General features: G+C 61.7%; 19 protein-coding genes. 9 read left to right on the forward strand and 10 right to left on the reverse strand.

The window, feature by feature from the left end; translation table 11 throughout:
• Positions 1-14: 14 nt before the first annotated feature.
• From TK06_RS10600 to TK06_RS10610, 3 genes are all read right to left on the reverse strand, one after another.
• Positions 15-974, reverse strand: coding sequence for a FecR domain-containing protein (locus TK06_RS10600; protein ID WP_063322029.1), 960 nt, complete (start codon positions 972-974; stop codon positions 15-17).
• Entirely contained in the window at positions 971-1,492 is a 522-nt protein-coding gene (locus tag TK06_RS10605) for a sigma-70 family RNA polymerase sigma factor (RefSeq protein WP_063322030.1), read from the reverse strand. The genes TK06_RS10600 and TK06_RS10605 overlap by 4 nt, the downstream gene beginning before the upstream one ends.
• 114 nt (positions 1,493-1,606) lie before the next feature.
• Entirely contained in the window at positions 1,607-2,014 is a 408-nt protein-coding gene (locus TK06_RS10610) for a response regulator (protein ID WP_063322031.1), read from the reverse strand.
• 242 nt (positions 2,015-2,256) lie between these two features.
• Here TK06_RS10610 and TK06_RS10615 point away from each other — a divergent pair, with 242 nt between their 5' ends.
• Positions 2,257-4,203: a DNA topoisomerase III gene (locus tag TK06_RS10615; RefSeq protein ID WP_063322032.1), complete on the forward strand. Its 1,947-nt coding sequence runs from the start codon at positions 2,257-2,259 to the stop codon at positions 4,201-4,203.
• Positions 4,204-4,875: 672 nt separating this feature from the next.
• A complete protein-coding gene (locus TK06_RS10620) occupies positions 4,876-5,205 on the forward strand; it encodes a hypothetical protein (RefSeq protein WP_063322033.1) in 330 nt (109 codons plus the stop codon).
• A gap of 62 nt (positions 5,206-5,267) precedes the next feature.
• Here TK06_RS10620 and glsB read toward each other — a convergent pair whose 3' ends face one another.
• Complete coding sequence (gene glsB / locus TK06_RS10625; RefSeq protein WP_063322034.1) at positions 5,268-6,176, reverse strand: glutaminase B; 909 nt, start codon at positions 6,174-6,176, stop codon at positions 5,268-5,270.
• Between the two features lie 288 nt (positions 6,177-6,464).
• Here glsB and TK06_RS10630 point away from each other — a divergent pair, with 288 nt between their 5' ends.
• A complete protein-coding gene (locus tag TK06_RS10630) occupies positions 6,465-6,659 on the forward strand; it encodes a hypothetical protein (RefSeq protein WP_063322035.1) in 195 nt (64 codons plus the stop codon).
• A 9-nt stretch (positions 6,660-6,668) separates the two neighbouring features.
• Here the strand turns inward: TK06_RS10630 and TK06_RS10635 are convergent, their stop codons facing one another.
• The 4 genes from TK06_RS10635 to TK06_RS10650 all read right to left on the reverse strand — a co-directional run bounded on the left by TK06_RS10635 (position 6,669) and on the right by TK06_RS10650 (position 9,991).
• Positions 6,669-7,688 carry a hypothetical protein gene (locus TK06_RS10635; RefSeq protein ID WP_063322036.1) on the reverse strand — a complete coding sequence of 340 codons (1,020 nt, stop codon included), beginning with the start codon at positions 7,686-7,688 and terminating at the stop codon, positions 6,669-6,671.
• A gap of 141 nt (positions 7,689-7,829) precedes the next feature.
• Positions 7,830-8,759 carry a ZIP family metal transporter gene (locus TK06_RS10640; protein ID WP_063322037.1) on the reverse strand — a complete coding sequence of 310 codons (930 nt, stop codon included), beginning with the start codon at positions 8,757-8,759 and terminating at the stop codon, positions 7,830-7,832.
• A gap of 309 nt (positions 8,760-9,068) precedes the next feature.
• Complete coding sequence (locus TK06_RS10645; protein ID WP_086936632.1) at positions 9,069-9,440, reverse strand: general stress protein; 372 nt, start codon at positions 9,438-9,440, stop codon at positions 9,069-9,071.
• Positions 9,441-9,718: 278 nt separating this feature from the next.
• Positions 9,719-9,991, reverse strand: a complete 273-nt coding sequence (locus TK06_RS10650) for a hypothetical protein (protein WP_063322039.1) — start codon at positions 9,989-9,991, stop codon at positions 9,719-9,721.
• A gap of 182 nt (positions 9,992-10,173) precedes the next feature.
• Here TK06_RS10650 and TK06_RS10655 point away from each other — a divergent pair, with 182 nt between their 5' ends.
• Positions 10,174-11,013, forward strand: coding sequence for an NAD-dependent protein deacetylase (locus TK06_RS10655; RefSeq protein ID WP_063322040.1), 840 nt, complete (start codon positions 10,174-10,176; stop codon positions 11,011-11,013).
• A 29-nt stretch (positions 11,014-11,042) separates the two neighbouring features.
• Here the strand turns inward: TK06_RS10655 and TK06_RS10660 are convergent, their stop codons facing one another.
• Positions 11,043-11,945: a LysR family transcriptional regulator gene (locus TK06_RS10660; RefSeq protein ID WP_063322041.1), complete on the reverse strand. Its 903-nt coding sequence runs from the start codon at positions 11,943-11,945 to the stop codon at positions 11,043-11,045.
• 168 nt (positions 11,946-12,113) lie between these two features.
• Here TK06_RS10660 and TK06_RS10665 point away from each other — a divergent pair, with 168 nt between their 5' ends.
• Genes TK06_RS10665 through TK06_RS10675 form a run of 3 tightly spaced genes read left to right on the forward strand, consistent with a single transcriptional unit; the run spans position 12,114 to position 14,706 of the window.
• Positions 12,114-12,812, forward strand: a complete 699-nt coding sequence (locus TK06_RS10665) for a CoA transferase subunit A (protein WP_063322042.1) — start codon at positions 12,114-12,116, stop codon at positions 12,810-12,812.
• 35 nt (positions 12,813-12,847) lie between these two features.
• A complete protein-coding gene (locus TK06_RS10670) occupies positions 12,848-13,513 on the forward strand; it encodes a CoA transferase subunit B (RefSeq protein ID WP_003180355.1) in 666 nt (221 codons plus the stop codon).
• 11 nt (positions 13,514-13,524) lie between these two features.
• Positions 13,525-14,706, forward strand: coding sequence for an acetyl-CoA C-acetyltransferase (locus tag TK06_RS10675; protein WP_063322043.1), 1,182 nt, complete (start codon positions 13,525-13,527; stop codon positions 14,704-14,706).
• Positions 14,707-15,394: 688 nt separating this feature from the next.
• Here the strand turns inward: TK06_RS10675 and TK06_RS10680 are convergent.
• Complete coding sequence (locus tag TK06_RS10680) at positions 15,395-16,105, reverse strand: FadR/GntR family transcriptional regulator (RefSeq protein ID WP_063322044.1); 711 nt, start codon at positions 16,103-16,105, stop codon at positions 15,395-15,397.
• 337 nt (positions 16,106-16,442) lie between these two features.
• On the opposite strand from TK06_RS10680, the gene TK06_RS10685 reads away from it, so the two are divergent.
• Positions 16,443-17,792 (forward strand): MFS transporter, encoded by a 1,350-nt coding sequence (locus TK06_RS10685; protein WP_063325132.1) that lies wholly within the window; start codon positions 16,443-16,445, stop codon positions 17,790-17,792.
• A 19-nt stretch (positions 17,793-17,811) separates the two neighbouring features.
• Complete coding sequence (gudD, locus tag TK06_RS10690; protein ID WP_063322045.1) at positions 17,812-19,155, forward strand: glucarate dehydratase; 1,344 nt, start codon at positions 17,812-17,814, stop codon at positions 19,153-19,155.
• Positions 19,156-19,187: the final 32 nt, after the last annotated feature.

Below are 19,187 nucleotides of genomic sequence, written 5' to 3' on the forward strand. Positions count from 1 at the left end.
ATCGCGCCGTAGCGTCAGCGTCGGTCGCCACTCGATACCTGGACCCAGAAACGGCTGTATCGGGTCACTCGCAACGAAAAACCACTCTCCAGTGCCGCCAGGGCGAGGTCCGTGTCATCGACGGGAAACACACCCGACACCTTCAAGTCGCCAATGGCCGGATCACAACGCAGCACGCCGTTGCGGTAACGCGAAAGCTCCTCCAGCAGCGCCGCCAGGGGACGGTCAATGGCAATGATGCTTCCCTTCTGCCAGGCACCCACCGACACATCGTTGCCGCGCAGCGTACCCAGTGACCGATCATTGAAGTCCAGGCGTTGGCCGGCTTCGACCCGCCGCCTTGATCCGATCGCCGGCAGACTGACCTCGACCGCTTTCTCCAGCACCGCCACCTCGCCGCCCCGCGCCTGGCCACGGACGATAAAGCGCGTCCCCAACGCCAGTACTTCGACAGGCCCCGTGGCCACCTTGAAAGGACGCCGCAAGGGATCAACCGCCGTCGTCACGAGAATCTCCCCCCGCAACAGCTCCAGTCGCCGCTGGTTTGCATCGAAACGAACATTGACCGATGTGTCGGTGTTGAGCAGTAGCGTGCTGCCGTCCGCCAGTTGAAACTCACGGCGCTCGCCCACCGTGGTGCGGTAATCGCAAAACAGATTCTGAGTCGCCTGGCTGCGCCAGCCCAACCACCCCAGGCCACTGGCGGACGTCAGCAGTAACACGCTGCGCAATACCTGGCGACGGGATCGGTTGTGGGTATCACTCAAGGTCGGCGCCGCCAGTGCACCCGGCACACTCGCCATCTGTTCGGCCACCGCCGTCATTCTTTGCCAGGCCTGGCCATGCAACGGATCGGCGCTCAGCCAGGCATTCCACCCGGCCCGATCCGCGTCGGTCGTGATGCCGGAATGCAGCTTGGCGTACCACCGCGCGGCAGCACGAATGGCGCTCAACTCTTCGGGCGGCAGGTTCATGACAGCTGCAATTGAATTTGCATCAGGCAGCAATGTTCCATGGCCTTGGCCATGTGGTTATTGACCGTGCGGACACTGACGCCCAAGCGCTCGGCAATTTGCGGATACGTCAGGCCATCGAACTGCGACAGGATGAACGCCTGCCTGATACGCGGCCCCAACCCCAGCAGCAAGCGGTCGATTTCCATCAAGGCCTGGAGCAGGATGGCTTGCTCCTCCAGCGATGGATGTTGCTCTTGCGGCATGGCGGCCAATGCTTCGAGATAGGACTGTTCCAGTGAACGGCGGCGAAACAGATCGATCAACAGCCCTTTGGCGATCATCGACAGGTACGGTCGCGGTTCACGAATGTCCAACGCGGAGCGAGCCTTGAGGACGCGCACGAAGGTGTCCTGGGTGAGATCCGCTGCATCGAAGGCGTTGCCCAGGCGCTTGCGCAACCAGCCCTGGAGCCAACTGTGATGATCGCTGTACAGAACGTCGACGGCACTGCGTAAGGACAGATCGTTGGCGGACATGGCAATGGAATAATTCGCGACTGATAATGACTCGCATTGTCATGGGAGCCATCGCCGCTTGCAACCCAAACATGAGTGCGACGGGTCGATCATAACCCGTCGTTCTGGGATCGATCAGTGCAGAGAGTGGCTTTTCACCGTACTTTCCACCAGATCCAGCATCTGTCCCAACGCCCAAGGCTTGGCGATGAAGGACGCGTGGTGCTTGATCCCGGCGCTTTCCGGCGTCTCGAAACCGGACATGATCAGCAGCGGTATCTGCGGCCAGCGGTCTCCGGTCAGGTTGGCCAGGTCCGCGCCATCGATCTTGCCGGGCATGGTGATATCGGTGAGCAGCAGATCGACGTAATCCGCGCTCTCCTCCAGAAACGTCAGCGCTGCGTCGGCGCTTTCCCGAGGCTCCACGACAAACCCTTCCTCCTCGAGGATTTCACAGAGGAACTCCAGGATGGTCGGATCATCTTCCACAACGAGAATCAAACGTGTAGTCGCCTGGCCGTTGCCATTTGGCATCGAATTCATGAAAGTGACTCTCCTTGACCTCATAAACCTTCTTTGCGGTAGCAACCGCCTTGAAGTTATGAGCCATCCCCCTGCGAGAAATTCATTCTGCGTGCCAACAGGCCGCCGAATGTCATGCCAGACACCCCTTGGCAACGCAGCGCAACGCTTTTTATCTGTATATCCATACAGATAAAACTTGCCCTTGCGCGCATCCATGACCATGCTACAGCCCCATGAAATCTGCTCAGGAAAAGGGCGCTATGCAGCTGTACCTGTGTGAAAAACCGTCCCAGGCCAAGGACATCGCCGCCGTGCTCGGTGCCACGCGCCGTGGCGACGGTTGCTGGCTGGGCCCTGGCATCACGGTCACCTGGTGCATCGGCCACCTGCTGGAAACCGCCCCGCCCGACGCCTACGATGCGCGCTACAAGCGCTGGGTACTGACCGACCTGCCCATTGTGCCGGCGCAATGGAAAATGACCGTCAAGCCGAAAACCGCCAGCCAGTACAAGGCGGTCAAGCGCCTGTTGGGGGAAGCGAAGGAATTGGTGATCGCCACCGACGCCGACCGCGAAGGCGAAATGATCGCCCGGGAGCTGGTGGAACATTGCCGTTATCGCGGACCGATCCGGCGGCTATGGCTGTCGGCCCTGGACGAAGCGTCGATCCGCAAGGCCCTGGCCGCCCTCAAGCCAGGGGCCGAAACCTTCAACCTGTATCACTCGGCGCTGGGTCGCTCCCGGGCCGACTGGCTGATCGGCATGAACATGAGTCGCCTGTTCACCCTGCTGGGGCGTCAGTCCGGCTACCAGGGCGTGCTGCCGGTGGGCCGCGTGCAAACACCGACGCTACGCCTGGTGGTGGATCGCGACCGCAGCATCGCCGACTTCGTGCCGGTCGCCTATTGGGCCATCGACGTGCAGCTCAGTCACGAAGGCATGGCCTTCACCGCCCAGTGGCGGGCCGACCCGGATGCCTGCGACGATCAGGAGCGTTGCCTGAACCAGGCCTTGGCCCGAGACGCGGCCCAGGCCATGCGCAACGCCGCCACCGCCCGGACACTGAAGGTGCGTACCGAGCGCCTGCGCGAAGCGGCGCCGTTGCCCTTCGACCTGGGCACCCTGCAAGAAGTCTGCTCGAAGAAACTCGGCCTCGGCGCCCAGGAAACCCTGGACATTGCCCAGTCGCTCTACGAGACCTACAAGCTCATCACCTACCCTCGCAGCGATTGCGGTTTCCTGCCCTTGAGCCAGCACAGCGAAGCACCCGCCATCCTGGCCGCCCTCGCCCAGGCCGACCCCAGCCTCGCGCCGCTGCGCGAGCACCTGCAGCCGCAGCGCAAATCCCGAGCCTGGAACGACGCCAAGGTCAGTGCCCACCACGGCATCATTCCCACCGCCGCCGCCAAGAACCTCGACAAACTCGCCGGCAAGCAGCGTGCGGTCTATACGCTGATTCGCGCACGCTACCTAGCGCAGTTCCTGCCCAACCACGAATACGACCGGACCCAGGCCGACTTCGACTGTGCCGGCCAGGCGCTGCGCGCCGTGGGCAAGCAGATCGTCGAACCCGGCTGGAAACGCGCCCTGCCCGAAGCACTGGCGCCGGCAAAGGGCCGTGAAGCGCCGGCACCGCAAACCTTGCCGGCACTGGCCGAAGGTCGCGATTGCACGGTGGACGAGGTGAAACCCAAGGACCTGTGGACCCAGCCGCCCAAGCCCTTCACTGAAGGCGACCTGATCAAGGCGATGAAGAACGTCGCCAAACTGGTGGAGGACCCGCTGCTCAAGCAGAAGCTCAAGGACACCACCGGCATCGGCACCGAAGCGACCCGAGCCTCGATCATCCAGGGGCTGCTCGACCGCGGTTACCTGGTGAAGAACGGCAAGGCCCTGTCGGCCACCCCGGCGGCCTTCAGCCTGATCGACGCCGTGCCCCGGGCCATTGCCGACCCGGGCACCACGGCCATCTGGGAGCAGGCCCTGGACATGGTGCAAAGCGGCGAAATGAGCCTGGAAGAATTCGTGACCCGGCAAGCCGCCTGGATGAGCAAGCACGTCGCCCGCTGCCAGGGCATGAGCCTGACCATCAGCGGCCCGGCCAGCCCCGCCGGGCGTGGCGCAACCCCGTGGAAGAACAAGCGCAAGCCGGCCAAGCGCAAGGCAGCCGGTGCACCGCGCAAGGCGAGCAAAGCCAAGGCGACCTGAGCCTATGATGCCAAACACGGACCCTGTGGCGAGGGAGCTTGCTCCCGCTGGGGCGCGAAGCGGCCCTAAACCTGGCGGCACGGTGGATCAGGGTAATCGAGGGGATTTGACAGAGGGCCGCTACGCAGCCCAGCGGGAGCAAGCTCCCTCGCCACAGGACTCGGCTCAAGCCCGATTTTTCATACCCAAACCATTTTGTCCGACAATATGTAGTGACCAAAAATAATCACTACAAAACCGTTGACGCCTCCGATTTGCCCTTGCATGATGCAGACGTCTCCCCGATCGGGAGTACAGGCAACTGTTTGAGCAAGCTCGTCTGACCGCCGAGCTGTTTTTTGGATAAGGGACTGCCCACAAGGCAGATTGAAGGTGCTGACCTGGCCTGACCGTCCGGTAACAAGGACGAGAAACGTCGGTGAAGATCCTCATGACGCACGTGGTTAAACCCTCGAAAGTTGACACTGCCTGAAGATTCTTCGCTGTTTCTCTTCGTTGTAGCGCATTTGCGTAGCAGCCCTTCGATGACACTACACAACCGATGCACGACCCTGTCGAAGTTCGACGGAAGCATGCTGACGGCCTGGTTTCGGTAGCAGGCAGGTACTTACCGAGTAGCGAAGTTTTTGCGAACCACCAGACAGATCAACCAAATGGTCAAGGGGCTTACACATGAATCTGAATAATCAACCATCTATTGATGAACTGGCTCGCATATTCGCAGCACACAAAGACACGCTCGACAGCCATATCCTGTGGATCAGCAAGACTGGCCAGGTGCATATGGACTGCCTGTCGCCCTACACCCGCGAAGACGAGTTCGAAAAGAACACGCATGAGCTGGGTGCCCGGCTGAAGATGTACCGCCGTGGCCAGGGCTATGTTGGCAAGAAGGCTGCGGCCGACAAAGACTTCATCGGTCGCGTGTTGCAAACGCTGACCCAGGCCTGGCAGTCGATGCAGAACACTTCCGAGGTCCGGGTCATCGACCGCCTCTGCTGATATCCCCTGACAAGAAGGCCCGCTCCTGAATCAGGAGCGGGCCTTTTTTGTGCGGCAGGAAACTAGAACACCGACCAGCCAATCCGCTGGCTCATCAATTCCAGCGCCGCCATGCCGGCCAGGGAGTTGCCGGCGGCGTTGAGTTCAGGCGACCAGACGCATACGGTGAACCGCCCCGGCACCACGGCGACAATCCCGCCACCGACCCCGCTCTTGCCTGGCAGGCCGACGCGATAAGCGAAATTGCCGGCCTCATCGTACAAGCCGCTGGTGGCCATGATGGAGTTGACCTGCTGGGTCTGCCGGGCGCTGAGGATCTGCTCGCCGCTGTGCTTGCAGAACCCGTCGTTGGCCAGGAAGCAGAACGCCCGCGCCAGGTCGATGCAGCTCATCCGCAGGGCGCAGTGGCTGAAATAACTGCGCAGCACCGCTTCCACATCGTTATGGAAGTTGCCGAAGGATTGCATCAGATAGGCCATCGCCGCGTTACGGGCACGGTGCTGGTATTCCGACTCGGCCACCTTGCCGTCCACCATCACTTGCGGGTTGCCTGATAAACGCCGCACGAAATCGCGCATCGACAACGCCGGGGCGGCGAAACGCGACTGGTTGATATCGCAGATCACCAACGCACCGGCGTTGATAAACGGGTTGCGTGGTCGACCACGTTCGAATTCCAGCTGCACCAGCGAATTGAACGGTTGGCCGGACGGCTCATGGCCCAGGCGCTCCCAGATCGCTTCGCCGGAATGCCCGATGGCCTGCACCAGGCTGAACACCTTGGAAATACTCTGCACCGAAAACGCTGTTTCGGCGTCGCCGGCGCAGTACAACTCGCCGTCGTTGCCATACACGGCAATACCCAACTGGTTAGGCGCCACAGTGCCCAGGGCCGGAATGTAATCGGCCACCTTGCCCTGACCGATCAGGGGGCGAACCGCATCGAGGATCTCGTTCAACAGTGCTTGCATATGCGCGGGGTCCAGTCATTCCCCGTTCGAGTGCGGGGATACAGACGCTAGACGCTGGTGGGCGGCGTCAGAGCACACTGAATTGCCCGCAAAATCCCGTGGCGAGGGAGCTTGCTCCCGCTGGGGCACGAAGCGACCCCTGACCCAGCCACTGCATTCCCTTGATGGGGCTGTTTCACAGCCCGGCGGGAGCAAGCTCCCTTGCCACAAGATGCTGGGTTTTCACCAGCGCTTATCGCGAAATCAAGCGGTCTATAGTTGAGGGGATCAAACGATAGGAGGAACGCCATGCGTCAGATCATGCAAAAAGAACCCTGGTGGGCCTCGCCGCCCAGGCCCGGGCAGGATGAAAGCGAGCTGGAATGGGGCTGGCTGGTGATCTACAGCGAAGGCGAGCCGCGCTTCGAATTCGTAAAAGAGCGTCCCACGGACGAACAGATCCGCCAGCGCAAGGGATGTCGCGTCACCCTTGGGTCAGAATGAGCCAGCCCGTCACGGCTTGATGTCCGGCAATGCCACCGCTCGATTGGCCAGGTCCGCCTCCACCAGGTTGCCTCCCACTTCCTCGTCCAGGTAATACACCGGCGCCATTACCCCGCTGAGGGGATGCTTGAGCGACTTGAACCACGCCTCATCGAACGCAGCACTCAGGCTTTTGCGGATCTGCGCCTCCATTTCCGGCCGCTCGCCCTCGTGGATGATCGCACGAATGCCCGCCACGCCCACCGAGATCAACGCCCCGGCCGCCTTCCCGGCTACTGCCGCCGCCGCGCCGGTCGCCCCGCGCGTGGCAAATTGCGCCTCGATTTTTTCGCTGGTGCGCTGCGCCACCGTGGCGATCACCGCCTCAGAGGGTCCGGCACCTGTGGCAGCGGCCTTGTTGACGTGATCGATCAGCGCCGCATACGCCGGCAGCGTGTTCAGCGGTTCGGTATGCACCACTTCGTACAACGACGCGTTACGCGCAGGCGGCGGCCCCAGGTTGATGGCAGGAATGCCGTGCAGACGCCGGTTCATCAGTTCGTTCGGGATTTGATGCCGCAGGGCGATGACCTGGACCTGCTGATTGAGCTGGCGTATGTAGTAGTCCGTCGCGGCAGCCCTGATCGCCTCGGGATCAATTTCCACCGCCACCGGCTCCAACACCTGCTCACGATATTGTTCTTGCAGGTAAACCGCCAGGCGCTTGGCCGGAGAATCCTCCTCAGCCTTGGCACTGGCGGCATACCAGCTGACCTTCACCGCCAGCCATTCCTGGGTCCAATAACTGCTGAACCAGGGGATAAACTCAGCCTCGGTGCGCTCATAGACCAACACACGCCAATGTTCCATCGACCCGCGGGCGTAGCGTCCGGTCTGCTCGATAGCGCTTTTCGATGCTGCGATGATCTGCTGGTCCACCTGTCGCCAAGTGGCCTGGTCAATCGTCACCGTAGCAGCCTGTTGACCGCGCTGTGACGTGGCGCACCCGGCCAGAACGAGCATAACGGCCAGCATCAGCGAACGCAGCACGATCGCGCCACCCCGGACTCAGGTCACCCATGGCGTTGAGTATAGATGGCGGGTTACGGGAGCCTGGCCTAAACACCAAGCCAATGTGGGAGCGAGCTTGCTCCCACAAGGATCTGATCTAACAGGTCTTTGGCAGGGCCTTCAACCCAACGCCGTGTCGAGAAACATCATCACCGCAAACCCCATCATCAAGCCCAGGGTGGCCGGGGTTTCATGGCCGTTGCGGTGGGTTTCGGGAATCACCTCGTGGGACACCACGAAGATCATCGCCCCCGCCGCCAACCCCAGGCTGATGGGGTACGCGACGGCGACGCCCGACGACATGCCCAGGCCGATCACCGCGCCCAGCGGCTCCATCAACCCCGAACCGACCGCGATGAGCGCGGCACGCAAGGCGCTGATACCGGTGACGCGCAGCGCCATGGCAATGGCCAGGCCCTCGGGGATGTCCTGGATGGCGATGGCGGTGGTCAGGGGCAAGCCGACCTTGAAGTCGCCATCGGCAAAACTGACGCCGATGGCCATGCCCTCCGGCAAGTTGTGCAAGGTGATGGCAAGCACGAACAGCCATACGCGATTAATACGCTCGGCCTGGGGCCCACGTCGGCCACTGAGTTCGTGCTCGTGCGGCACGAAACGGTCCAGGCCAATCATCAGGGCGACCCCCAAGCCCAGGCCTACCACGACGACAAACGCGGCAAGCAACTGGTTGCCACAGATGATTTGTGCCGCCTCGATGCCTGGCAGGATCAACGAGAAAGAACTGGCGGCGAGCATCATGCCGGCGGCAAAACCGAGCATGATGTCCTGGGTCCGCGAGGCGATATCGCGCAACACCACAGCCATCAACGCCCCCAGGGCGGTAGCGGCAAAGCCCGAGGTACCGCCCAGCACTGCGTAACCCAGGTTCTGACGGTCGGCGCCGACCAAGGCGTTGTAGCCGCTGTAAAGCAGCAATGCAGTCACCAACGCGAGCCCGAGCCAGAACGTCACCCCCAACAACAGGTTGTCTTGCACGGGGTTCAGCCAGGTGCGCCAAGGGGATCGAATCCGGGAGGTGGGCTGGTCCATCGAAGGTCCTTACGGGTCTTGACCAAAACATGGCTGATCGTGCGCCTAAACGGTGGCAACGATCAAACGCAATATCCAGGCAAGGAAGCGCTGCCCTCGCCGTTTTTTTATAGTCGGAGGAGGTAACAGGATGATTTATCTTTTATTCAACAAACGAGACCAATGGTGACTGACACAACGATCAACCAATATCAACGAATAAAGCGGAAAAGCTGTAAACCCGGTTGTAGTTTAAACCCGGCAAGCTCCGCTATATAAACCCATTGGGGCCCCATGCCATGGGCACGGGGCTCACCATGTCAGCGGGCATTATGAATCGCCGCCGCGACTGTTCTCCCCGCCTTTTCTACCCGCTTCGGAGGCTTTCTCCCGGTCGTTGGCAAAGTTGCCGCCCGAGGCCTGGCCACCTTTGCGGCCGGCTTCCGAAGCCCGCTCAGGGTCGTTGGCAAAATTACCGCCAGAGGCTTGCCCGCCTTTGCGGCCGGCTTCTGCGGCACGCCCAGGGTCGTTGGCAAAATTACCACCCGATGCCTGCCCACCCTTGCGCCCAGCCTCGGATGCACGCTCAGGATTATTGGCAAAGTTACCACCTGATGCATGGCCGCCCTTTTTCCCGGCTGCCGATGCCTTTTCACGATCGTTAGCGAAATTGCCAGGATTGCTATTTCCTGTGTTAGCCATTTCATTCACCTCGTTTAGTTGATATCAACGAGCCTTGCTGACTCGTCTTATTCGGAAAACATGACGCCGCCAAGGTTTTAAGAGAAATCTGCAGACGGCGACGAGTGGTCAATGTCGTTATTTATTTCCCTGCTGCGTCGGCCTCTATTGCAACAGGCTATTAAACAGGCGGTGATTGATTAGCCGCCCTGAACACCGAAACTTCATCCAGCAAAAGCTCGCTCCCATATGGGGCCAGGTCGCGCCAGCACCCCGTTGCAGCGGTCTCGAATTCGCCGTCAGGAAGAGCCCACCATCAACTGGACCTCAAGGTTGGCCGTCGCCACACCGTGGCTTGCCACATACACATCGGCGGTCCAGCCCTTGGTCTGGTTGTGATAGGACTGCATGCCCAAGGCCGTGCCGCTGTCCCACTCCAGGATGTCGCCAATATCGATGTCATTGGCCGAACGTAGGGCTAGCACGGTGTGGCCGTGCTCCTGCCCCACGTACACACCCACCATTGCGCGCTGTCTGTTGATGGCCCGTACTTCACCGATGGTCTGCTTCATAAGCCTCCTCTGCGACAGGTTCAGAGCGACCGGAACAACCTGATGCTCTCTCACACATAAGTGTGGAGGCCCCTCCTGCAAGGAAAGTTTGCCGAACAGCGCCGCTGGGCGACGAAAGGCGTGACGCAGGCCCCGTGCTCGATAGTGCTACCCTCAACGAATCCAGACCCACGGAGCCCCCCATGCCGGACGATTTCCATGGCGAACCGCTCGATCAGTTGCAGGCGTACATGGCCGGGCGTCGTTTCCTGGTGCTCACCGGCGCCGGCATCAGCACACCCTCGGGCATTCCCGACTACCGCGACAGCGACGGCGTGCGACGGGGTCGACAGCCGATGATGTACCAGGAGTTCCTTGCCCAGGCCGAAGCACGACGGCGCTACTGGGCGCGGGCGATGCTGGGCTGGCCACGGGTGAGGCAGGCCAGGCCGAACGTGGCCCATGACGCCTTGGCCCAATTGCAGGCGCAGCAGCGCATCACCGGGTTGATCACCCAGAATGTCGATACGCTGCACGATCAGGCCGGCAGCCAGGACGTCATCGAACTCCACGGCAGCCTGCACCGTGTGCTGTGCCTGGATTGTGGCCAGCGCAGCGAGCGGCAGCAGATCCAGTTGTCGATGGAAGCGCAGAATCCTTACCTGGCCGGTGTCGACGCCGTGCAGGCGCCCGACGGCGATACCCTGCTGGACCCAGCGTTCGAGGCGCGCTTCCAAGTGCCCAATTGCCCCCATTGCGCTGGCGAGCGCTTGAAACCCGACGTGGTGTTCTTTGGTGAAAATGTCGCCCCCGCCACCGCAACCCGCGCCACCGAAGCCGTCCAGCAAGCGGATGGCCTGCTGGTGGTGGGCTCGTCGCTGATGGCGTATTCGGCGTTTCGCCTGTGCCGGGCGATCAAGGACCAAGGCAAGCCGTTGCTGGTGATCAACCGGGGCAAGACCCGGGCCGATGATCTGCTGGACTTGAAATTGGAAGAGCCTTGCGAAAAGTTGCTGCCGTTACTGACACAGCACCCGTTTTAGCAACACCCGGCCCCTTTGTGGGAGCGGGGTCAACCTGCGGCCAACTGCACAGCCAACTCCTGATCCCTGAGCGTATCGAACAACGCCTGCGCCGCCGCCGACAGTTCATGCCCCGGCTTGGTCAGCACCCCGATGGCCCGTTCGATCACCGGATCACTCAAGGTGATGCAGCGGGCACCCAGTTCGTGCATCTGCCCGACGCACAGCGCCGGCACGGCACTCACCCCCAGCCCGCTGGCGACCATCCGCCCGACGGTCGCCAACTGGTGGCTCTCGAACTCCACAGGCAGTTTCATGCCCCGGGCCTGCAAATGCTCCTCCAGCATCACCCGTACGGTGGATGGCCGTTGCAGCGTGATGAAGGGCTGTTCCAGCAGGGTTTCCCAGTGGATTTCGTCGCGCTGGGCAAGTGGTGAGTCCAGCGGCACAACCGCGACGAAGCGATCGAGATACAAAGGTGTGAACGCCAATGACGCGCCCTGCATCGGCTCGAACGCCACACCCAATTCCACATGACGATCGCGGACCATTTCCAGCACCTGTTCGTTGATCACATCGTTGACCGTGACGTTGACATTCGGAAAGCGGGCGCGGAAGGTCTTGAGGATCGGTGGCAGCAGGTTGCCAGCGAACGAAGGCATTGCCGCCAACGTCACGCGACCACGCTGCAAGGTGAAGCGTTGACGCATTTCGTCTTCGGCATTGTCCCAATCGGCAACCAGCCGTCGGGCCAGTGGCAACAAGGATTCACCTTCGGGCGTCAGCGCCACGTTGCGGGTATTACGGCTGAACAAGCGACCGCCGAGGCCTTCTTCCAAGGCCTTGATGGTCAGGCTAAGGGCCGACTGGGACAGGTGCAGCCGTTCGCAGGCCACGGCAAAGCTCAGGCTCTGGGCCACCGCGAGGAAGGCTCGGATCTGCTTGAGGGTCATGGGGATCGCTTCGCTCCAGGGGCAAGCCGTAAGTTTCGAGCCGCCAGTGGATGGCGGCGACTGTTGAGTTTTATCAATCAATCCAACCTAAAAATCAACTTAACAAATATATGACTTAGCGCAACACTGCACTCCATTGCGACCCCATCAAGAATAAAAGAGGTGTCTATGGCAGGTTTCGACAAACGCGTGAGTTCTTATGAAGAAGCGCTGGAAGGCTTGAAAGACGGCATGACCGTCATCGCCGGCGGCTTTGGCCTGTGCGGTATCCCGGAAAACCTGATCGCCGAGATCAAGCGCAAGGGCATCCGCGACCTCACCGTGGTGTCCAACAACTGCGGCGTCGACGGCTTCGGCCTCGGCGTACTGCTGGAAGACCGGCAAATCCGCAAGGTGGTCGCCTCCTATGTCGGCGAAAACGCCCTCTTCGAGCAGCAACTGCTGAGCGGCGAAATCGAAGTCGTGCTCACCCCCCAAGGCACCCTCGCTGAAAAAATGCGCGCCGGCGGCGCCGGCATCCCGGCCTTCTTCACCGCCACTGGCGTCGGTACGCCAGTGGCCGAAGGCAAGGAAGTGCGTGAATTCCATGGCCGCCAGTACCTGATGGAAGAATCCATCACCGGCGACTTCGCCATCGTCAAGGGCTGGAAGGCCGACCATTTCGGCAATGTCATCTATCGCCACACCGCGCAGAACTTCAATCCGCTGGCCGCCACGGCGGGCAAGATCACGGTGGTGGAAGTCGAAGAAATCGTCGAACCCGGCGAGCTGGACCCGACGCAGATCCACACCCCTGGCATCTACGTCGACCGGGTCATTTGCGGCACGTTCGAAAAACGTATCGAACAGCGCACCGTGCGCAAGTGACCCCCTGCCCCCGGCCCGAATGAAGGAATAAGAACATGGCACTTTCCCGCGAACAAATGGCTCAACGCGTCGCCCGCGAAATGCAGGACGGCTACTACGTGAACCTGGGCATCGGCATTCCGACCCTGGTCGCCAACTACATTCCCGAAGGCATGGAAGTCATGCTGCAATCGGAAAACGGCTTGCTCGGCATGGGCGCATTCCCCACCGAAGCCGAAGTCGATGCCGACATGATCAACGCCGGCAAGCAAACCGTCACCGCGCGCATTGGCGCCTCGATCTTCTCCTCGGCCGAATCGTTTGCCATGATCCGCGGCGGCCACATCGACCTGACCGTGCTTGGCGCGTTCGAAGTGGACGTCGAAGGTAACATTGCCTCCTGGATGATTCCTGGCAAGCTGGTCAAGGGCATGGGCGGCGCGATGGACCTGGTGGCCGGCGCCGAGAACATCATTGTCACCATGACCCATGCGTCCAAGGACGGCGAGTCGAAACTGCTGCCGCGTTGCAGCCTGCCGCTGACCGGCGCCGGGTGCATCAAGCGGGTGCTGACCGACCTGGCCTACCTGGAAATCCAGGATGGCGCCTTCATTTTGAAGGAACGTGCCCCTGGCGTCAGCGTCGAGGAAATCGTCGCCAAGACCGCCGGCAAATTGATCGTGCCGGACCACGTGCCTGAAATGCAGTTCGCTGCCCAGTGAGGAGAGATTCGATGCAAGAAGTCGTGATTGTCGCCGCTACCCGTACCGCCATCGGCAGTTTCCAGGGTTCGCTGGCTTCCATTCCCGCGCCGGAACTCGGTGCAGCGGTGATTCGGCACCTGCTGGAGCAAACCGGCCTGTCCGGTGAGCAGGTCGATGAAGTGATCCTCGGCCAGGTGCTGACGGCGGGCTCCGGGCAAAACCCGGCTCGCCAGGCGTCGATCCTCGCTGGCCTGCCGCATGCGGTGCCGGCGTTGACCCTGAACAAGGTCTGCGGTTCGGGACTCAAGGCGTTGCACCTGGGCGCCCAGGCGATTCGTTGTGGCGACGCCGAAGTGATCATTGCCGGTGGCATGGAGAACATGAGCCTGGCCCCGTACGTGTTACCGGCCGCCCGCACCGGCCTGCGCATGGGCCACGCGAAAATGATCGACAGCATGATCACCGATGGCCTGTGGGATGCGTTCAACGATTACCACATGGGCATCACCGCCGAGAACCTGGTGGACAAGTACGGCATCAGCCGTGAAGAACAGGATGCCTTTGCCGCCGCGTCCCAGCAGAAAGCCGTCGCCGCCATCGAGGGCGGCCGCTTCGCCGATGAAATCACACCGATCCTGATCCCCCAGCGCAAGGGCGATCCCGTGGCGTTCGCCACTGACGAGCAACCGCGCGCCGGCACCACCGCCGAATCCTTGGGCAAGCTCAAGCCTGCCTTCAAGAAGGACGGCAGCGTCACTGCGGGCAATGCGTCCTCGCTCAACGATGGCGCCGCCGCAGTGATCCTGATGAGCGCCGAAAAAGCCAAGGCCCTGGGCCTGCCGGTGCTGGCGAAAATCAGTGCCTACGCCAATGCCGGCGTTGACCCGGCGATCATGGGCATCGGCCCCGTCTCGGCCACCCGCCGCTGCCTGGACAAGGCTGGCTGGTCGTTGGACCAACTGGACCTGATCGAAGCCAACGAAGCCTTCGCCGCCCAGTCGCTGGCGGTGGCCCGGGAACTGAAATGGGATATGGACAAGGTCAACGTCAACGGCGGCGCCATCGCCCTGGGTCACCCCATCGGTGCGTCGGGCTGCCGCGTGCTGGTGTCGCTCCTGCATGAAATGATCAAGCGCGACGCCAAGAAAGGCCTCGCCACCCTGTGCATCGGCGGCGGCCAGGGCGTGGCCTTGGCCCTGGAACGCGCCTGACCGGCAAAGCGTTCAACAGGGGTGGCCCGGCCCCACGAACATCCGCGCAACCCCTGGCAACATCACCGGCGCAACTTCGGTTGCGCCGGTTTTTTTTGCCTGTTGGTTTTGCGCATGATTGGCCGGCCTCATCGCGAGCAAGCTCGCTCCCACAGAGGGCCGCGGTGTAACGTCGATTGCGTGCTCAACCCAATCCCCGTGGCGAGGGAGCTTGCTCCCGCTGGGGCGCGAAGCGGCCCTGAAGCCTGACGACTCGGTGTCCCAGGCAAAGGCTTGGGTCTGCTGCGCAGCCCAGCGGGAGCAAGCTCCCTCGCCACAAGGGATCGGTGTCGATTGGCAGATTCGTGCAGGCCACAGGTGGGAGCAAGCCTGCTCGCGATGGCGGTGGCTCAAGCGACGGTGAACTGTCAGGTCCGCGCACCAAACCGATCACGGCTGTTGGTCAGGTGCAGCCACATCCCCGTGGCGAGGGAGCTTGCTCCCGCTGGGGCGCGAAGCGGCCCTGAAGCCTGACGGCTCGGTGTCTCAGGCAAAGGCTTGGGTCTGCTGCGCAGCCCAGCGGGAGCAAGCTCCCTCGCCACAAGGGATCGGTGTCGATTAGCAGATTCATGCAGGCCACAGGTGGGAGCAAGCCTGCTCGCGATGGCGATGGCGATGGCGATGGCGATGGCGATGGCGATGGTAACTGTCAGGTCCGCGCACCAAACCGGTCACGGCTGTTGGTCAGGTGCAGCCACATGGCGGCGCGGGCGGCGTCGGGGTCTTGGCGCTTGATGGCGTTGAAGATCGCCTCGTGCTCGAGGTTGGCCAGTTGTGCCAGCTTGCCCAGGTCAGCCTGGCCGCGCTCGGCCACGTTCACTCGGGTCCTGGGAATCATCGCACTGCCCAGGTGCTGCATGATTTCGACGAAACAGGTGTTGTCCGTGGCCTCGGCGATAAGCAGATGAAAACGCCGATCGGCTTCGACGCAACTGTCGTTGTTGCTGAACAACCGCTGATAGTCATCCAGCGCCTGGCGCATCTGCTGCAACTGGCGCTCGCTACGACGCTGGGCCGCCAAGGCGGCCGCCTGGGTTTCCAGGCCCAGGCGCAACTCCAGGATGCCCCGCACACCGGCAGCGGTGTCGACATTGAGGCGCAGCCCGGGCTCGTCGCTCTGCTCCAGCACAAAGGTGCCGATGCCGTGGCGGGTCTCCACCAGTCCCGAGGCTTGCAGCTTGGAAATCGCCTCGCGCACCACCGTACGACTGACCCCATGCTCCTGCACGATGGCCCCTTCCGATGGCAGCTTCTCCCCCGGCTTCAGCTGCCCCAGCAGAATGCTCTGGCTGAGCTTCGCCACCAAGTCATGGGCCAGGTTGTGGGTGCGCTTGCGCAGCGGGGCTTCAGTGTCTTGCATCGCCAGGGTTCCTCGAAAACAGGCTAAGCAATCCTACCATCAGCGGGCCCGGAAATGATCATCGTGAACGTCCAACTTGTATGACAACACTCAAGTTAGAGCGACATCCCATCCATCACTGACCCAGCACAACCATCACTTCCCACAGCCGCCTCGCATCATAAATCCCAGAAACCTACCGGACAACCCAGCAAATACGGCATAAACAATCCAACCTTCCTTTCCATTTGTCATCAAAAACCCCTTGTCATCGAAAAAATTCAAGTTGTATGATGTCTATCAACATCGGCACCTGCACGATGCCCCGCATAAAAATAACGAGTGGGAGAAAAACCAAGTGAACACATCCAGCCTCAAGGCGAATGCCGGAGCGGATCCGGTGCTGCTGTCGGCCATTGCCAAGGTCAAGCGCCACATCCTGCCGCTGTTCGTCATCATGTTTATCGTCAACTACATCGACCGCGTGAACATCGGCTTCGTCCGTGCCCATATGGAGCACGACCTGGGGATCGGTGCCGCCGCCTACGGCTTAGGTGCCGGCCTGTTCTTCGTCGGTTACGCGCTGTTCGAAGTCCCGTCCAATATCCTGCTGCAAAGAATCGGCGCGCGTATCTGGCTGACTCGCATCATGCTCACCTGGGGCCTGGTGGCGGCGGCCATGGCCTTCATCCAGAACGAAACCCACTTCTACATCCTGCGTTTCCTGTTGGGCGTGGCCGAGGCCGGTTTCTTCCCTGGGGTGATCTATTACTTCACCCGCTGGTTGCCAGGGGTTGAACGCGGCAAAGCCATCGCCATCTTCCTCAGCGGCTCGGCCATTGCGTCGCTGATCTCCGGCCCGCTGTCGGGTTTGCTCCTGCAAATCAACGGCCTGGGCATGCACGGCTGGCAGTGGATGTACTTCATCGAAGGGATGTTCTCCGTCTGCCTGTGCGTCTTCGTCTGGTTCTGGCTGGACTCCAAGCCCCATGACGCCAAATGGCTGAGCCGTGAAGAACAAGACGTGCTGGTCAAGACCATCGACGATGAACAACGCGCACGAGAAGCCGCTTCGCCGATCAAACTGTCCATCGGACAGTTGCTCAAGGATCGCCAGATCATCCTGTTCTGCCTGATCTACTTCTTCATCCAGCTGACGATTTACGCCGCCACCTTCTGGCTGCCCAGCATCATCAAGAAGATGGGCGAACTGAGCGACATCCAGGTCGGGATGTTCAACTCGATTCCCTGGCTGCTGTCGATCGTCGGCATGTATGCCTTCGCCTCGCTGTCGGCCAAATGGAAGTTCCAGCAGGCCTGGGTCGCCACCGCCTTGTTGATCGCCGCAGCCGGGATGTTCATGTCCACCACCGGCGGGCCGATCTTCGCCTTCGTCGCCATCTGCTTCGCGGCCCTGGGCTTCAAATCCGCGTCGTCGCTGTTCTGGCCAATTCCCCAGGCCTACCTGGACGCCCGGATCGCCGCTGGGGTGATTGCGCTGATCAACTCCGTGGGCAACCTCGGCGGGTTCGTCGCCCCCACCACCTTCGGCCTGCTGGAAGAACACACCGGGTCTATCCAAGGCGGCCTCTATGGCCTGGCGGCCACCTCGATCATCGCCGCGATCATCGTGTTCGCCGCACGCAATACGCCTAAACCCAAATCTGCAACGACGCCGGCCAATCCTCCTGCCGCCAGTCACGTCTGATCATCAAGGATAAGCGCACATGACCACCCCAGAAGCCAGCAAAGCCCCGATCATCACCAGCATGCAGATCGTCCCCGTGGCCGGTCACGACGGCATGCTGCTGAACCTCAGTGGCGCCCATGGCCCGTTTTTCACCCGCAATATCGTTATTCTCAAGGACAACGCCGGCCATACCGGCGTGGGCGAAGTGCCCGGTGGTGAACGCATTCGCCAGACCCTCGAAGACGCCCGTTCGCTGGTGGTCGGCAGCCCCATCGGCACGTACCAGAAGATCCTCAATACGGTGCGCCAGGCGTTCGCCGACCGCGACGCCGGCGGCCGTGGCCTGCAGACCTTCGACCTGCGCATCACCATCCACGCGGTGACCGGCCTGGAAGCGGCGTTGTTGGACCTGCTCGGCCAACACCTGGACGTACCGGTCGCCGCGCTGCTCGGTGAAGGCCAGCAACGCGATGAAGTGAAGATGCTCGGCTATTTGTTTTATGTGGGCGATCGCCAACAGACCGACCTGCCTTACCGCAGCGAGCCGGACGCCGACAACGACTGGTTCCGTGTACGCCACGAAAAAGCCCTGGACGCCGACGCCGTGGTGCGCCTGGCCGAAGCAGCCCATTCGCGCTACGGCTTCCAGGACTTCAAGCTCAAGGGCGGCGTGCTCCAGGGCGACGCGGAGATCGAAGCGGTCACCGCCCTGGCCGAGCGTTTTCCCCAGGCCCGCATCACCCTGGACCCGAACGGTGCCTGGTCACTGAAAGAGGCCATTCGCCTGTGCCGCGACCAGCACAAGGTACTGGCCTATGCCGAAGACCCTTGCGGCGCCGAGAACGGCTATTCCGGTCGTGAGGTCATGGCCGAATTCCGTCGCGCCACAGGCCTCAAGACCGCCACCAACATGATCGCCACCGACTGGCGCGAGATGGGCCACGCCATCACCTTGCAGTCGGTGGACATTCCCCTGGCCGACCCACACTTCTGGACCATGCAGGGTTCCGTGCGGGTGGCGCAGATGTGCAATGAATGGGGCCTGACCTGGGGCTCGCACTCCAACAACCACTTCGACATTTCCCTGGCGATGTTCACCCACGTGGCCGCTGCGGCACCGGGCGAGATCACGGCAATCGACACGCACTGGATCTGGCAGGACGGCCAGCGCCTGACCAAGGCACCGTTGCAGATCCAGGGTGGCTGCGTGCAGGTGCCGAAAAAACCAGGGCTGGGGATTGAGCTGGACACCGACCAACTGGCCAAGGCCCATGAGCTGTACAAGGGCATGGGGTTAGGCGCGCGGGACGATGCGGTGGCGATGCAGTTCCTGATTCCAGGCTGGACGTTCAACAACAAGCGGCCGTGCCTGGTGCGCTGAAGGAATCACAAAACTCCTTCAGGTGGGCACAT

The organism is Pseudomonas fluorescens, assembly GCF_001623525.1.
Taxonomy (GTDB): Bacteria; Pseudomonadota; Gammaproteobacteria; order Pseudomonadales; family Pseudomonadaceae; genus Aquipseudomonas; species Aquipseudomonas fluorescens_Q.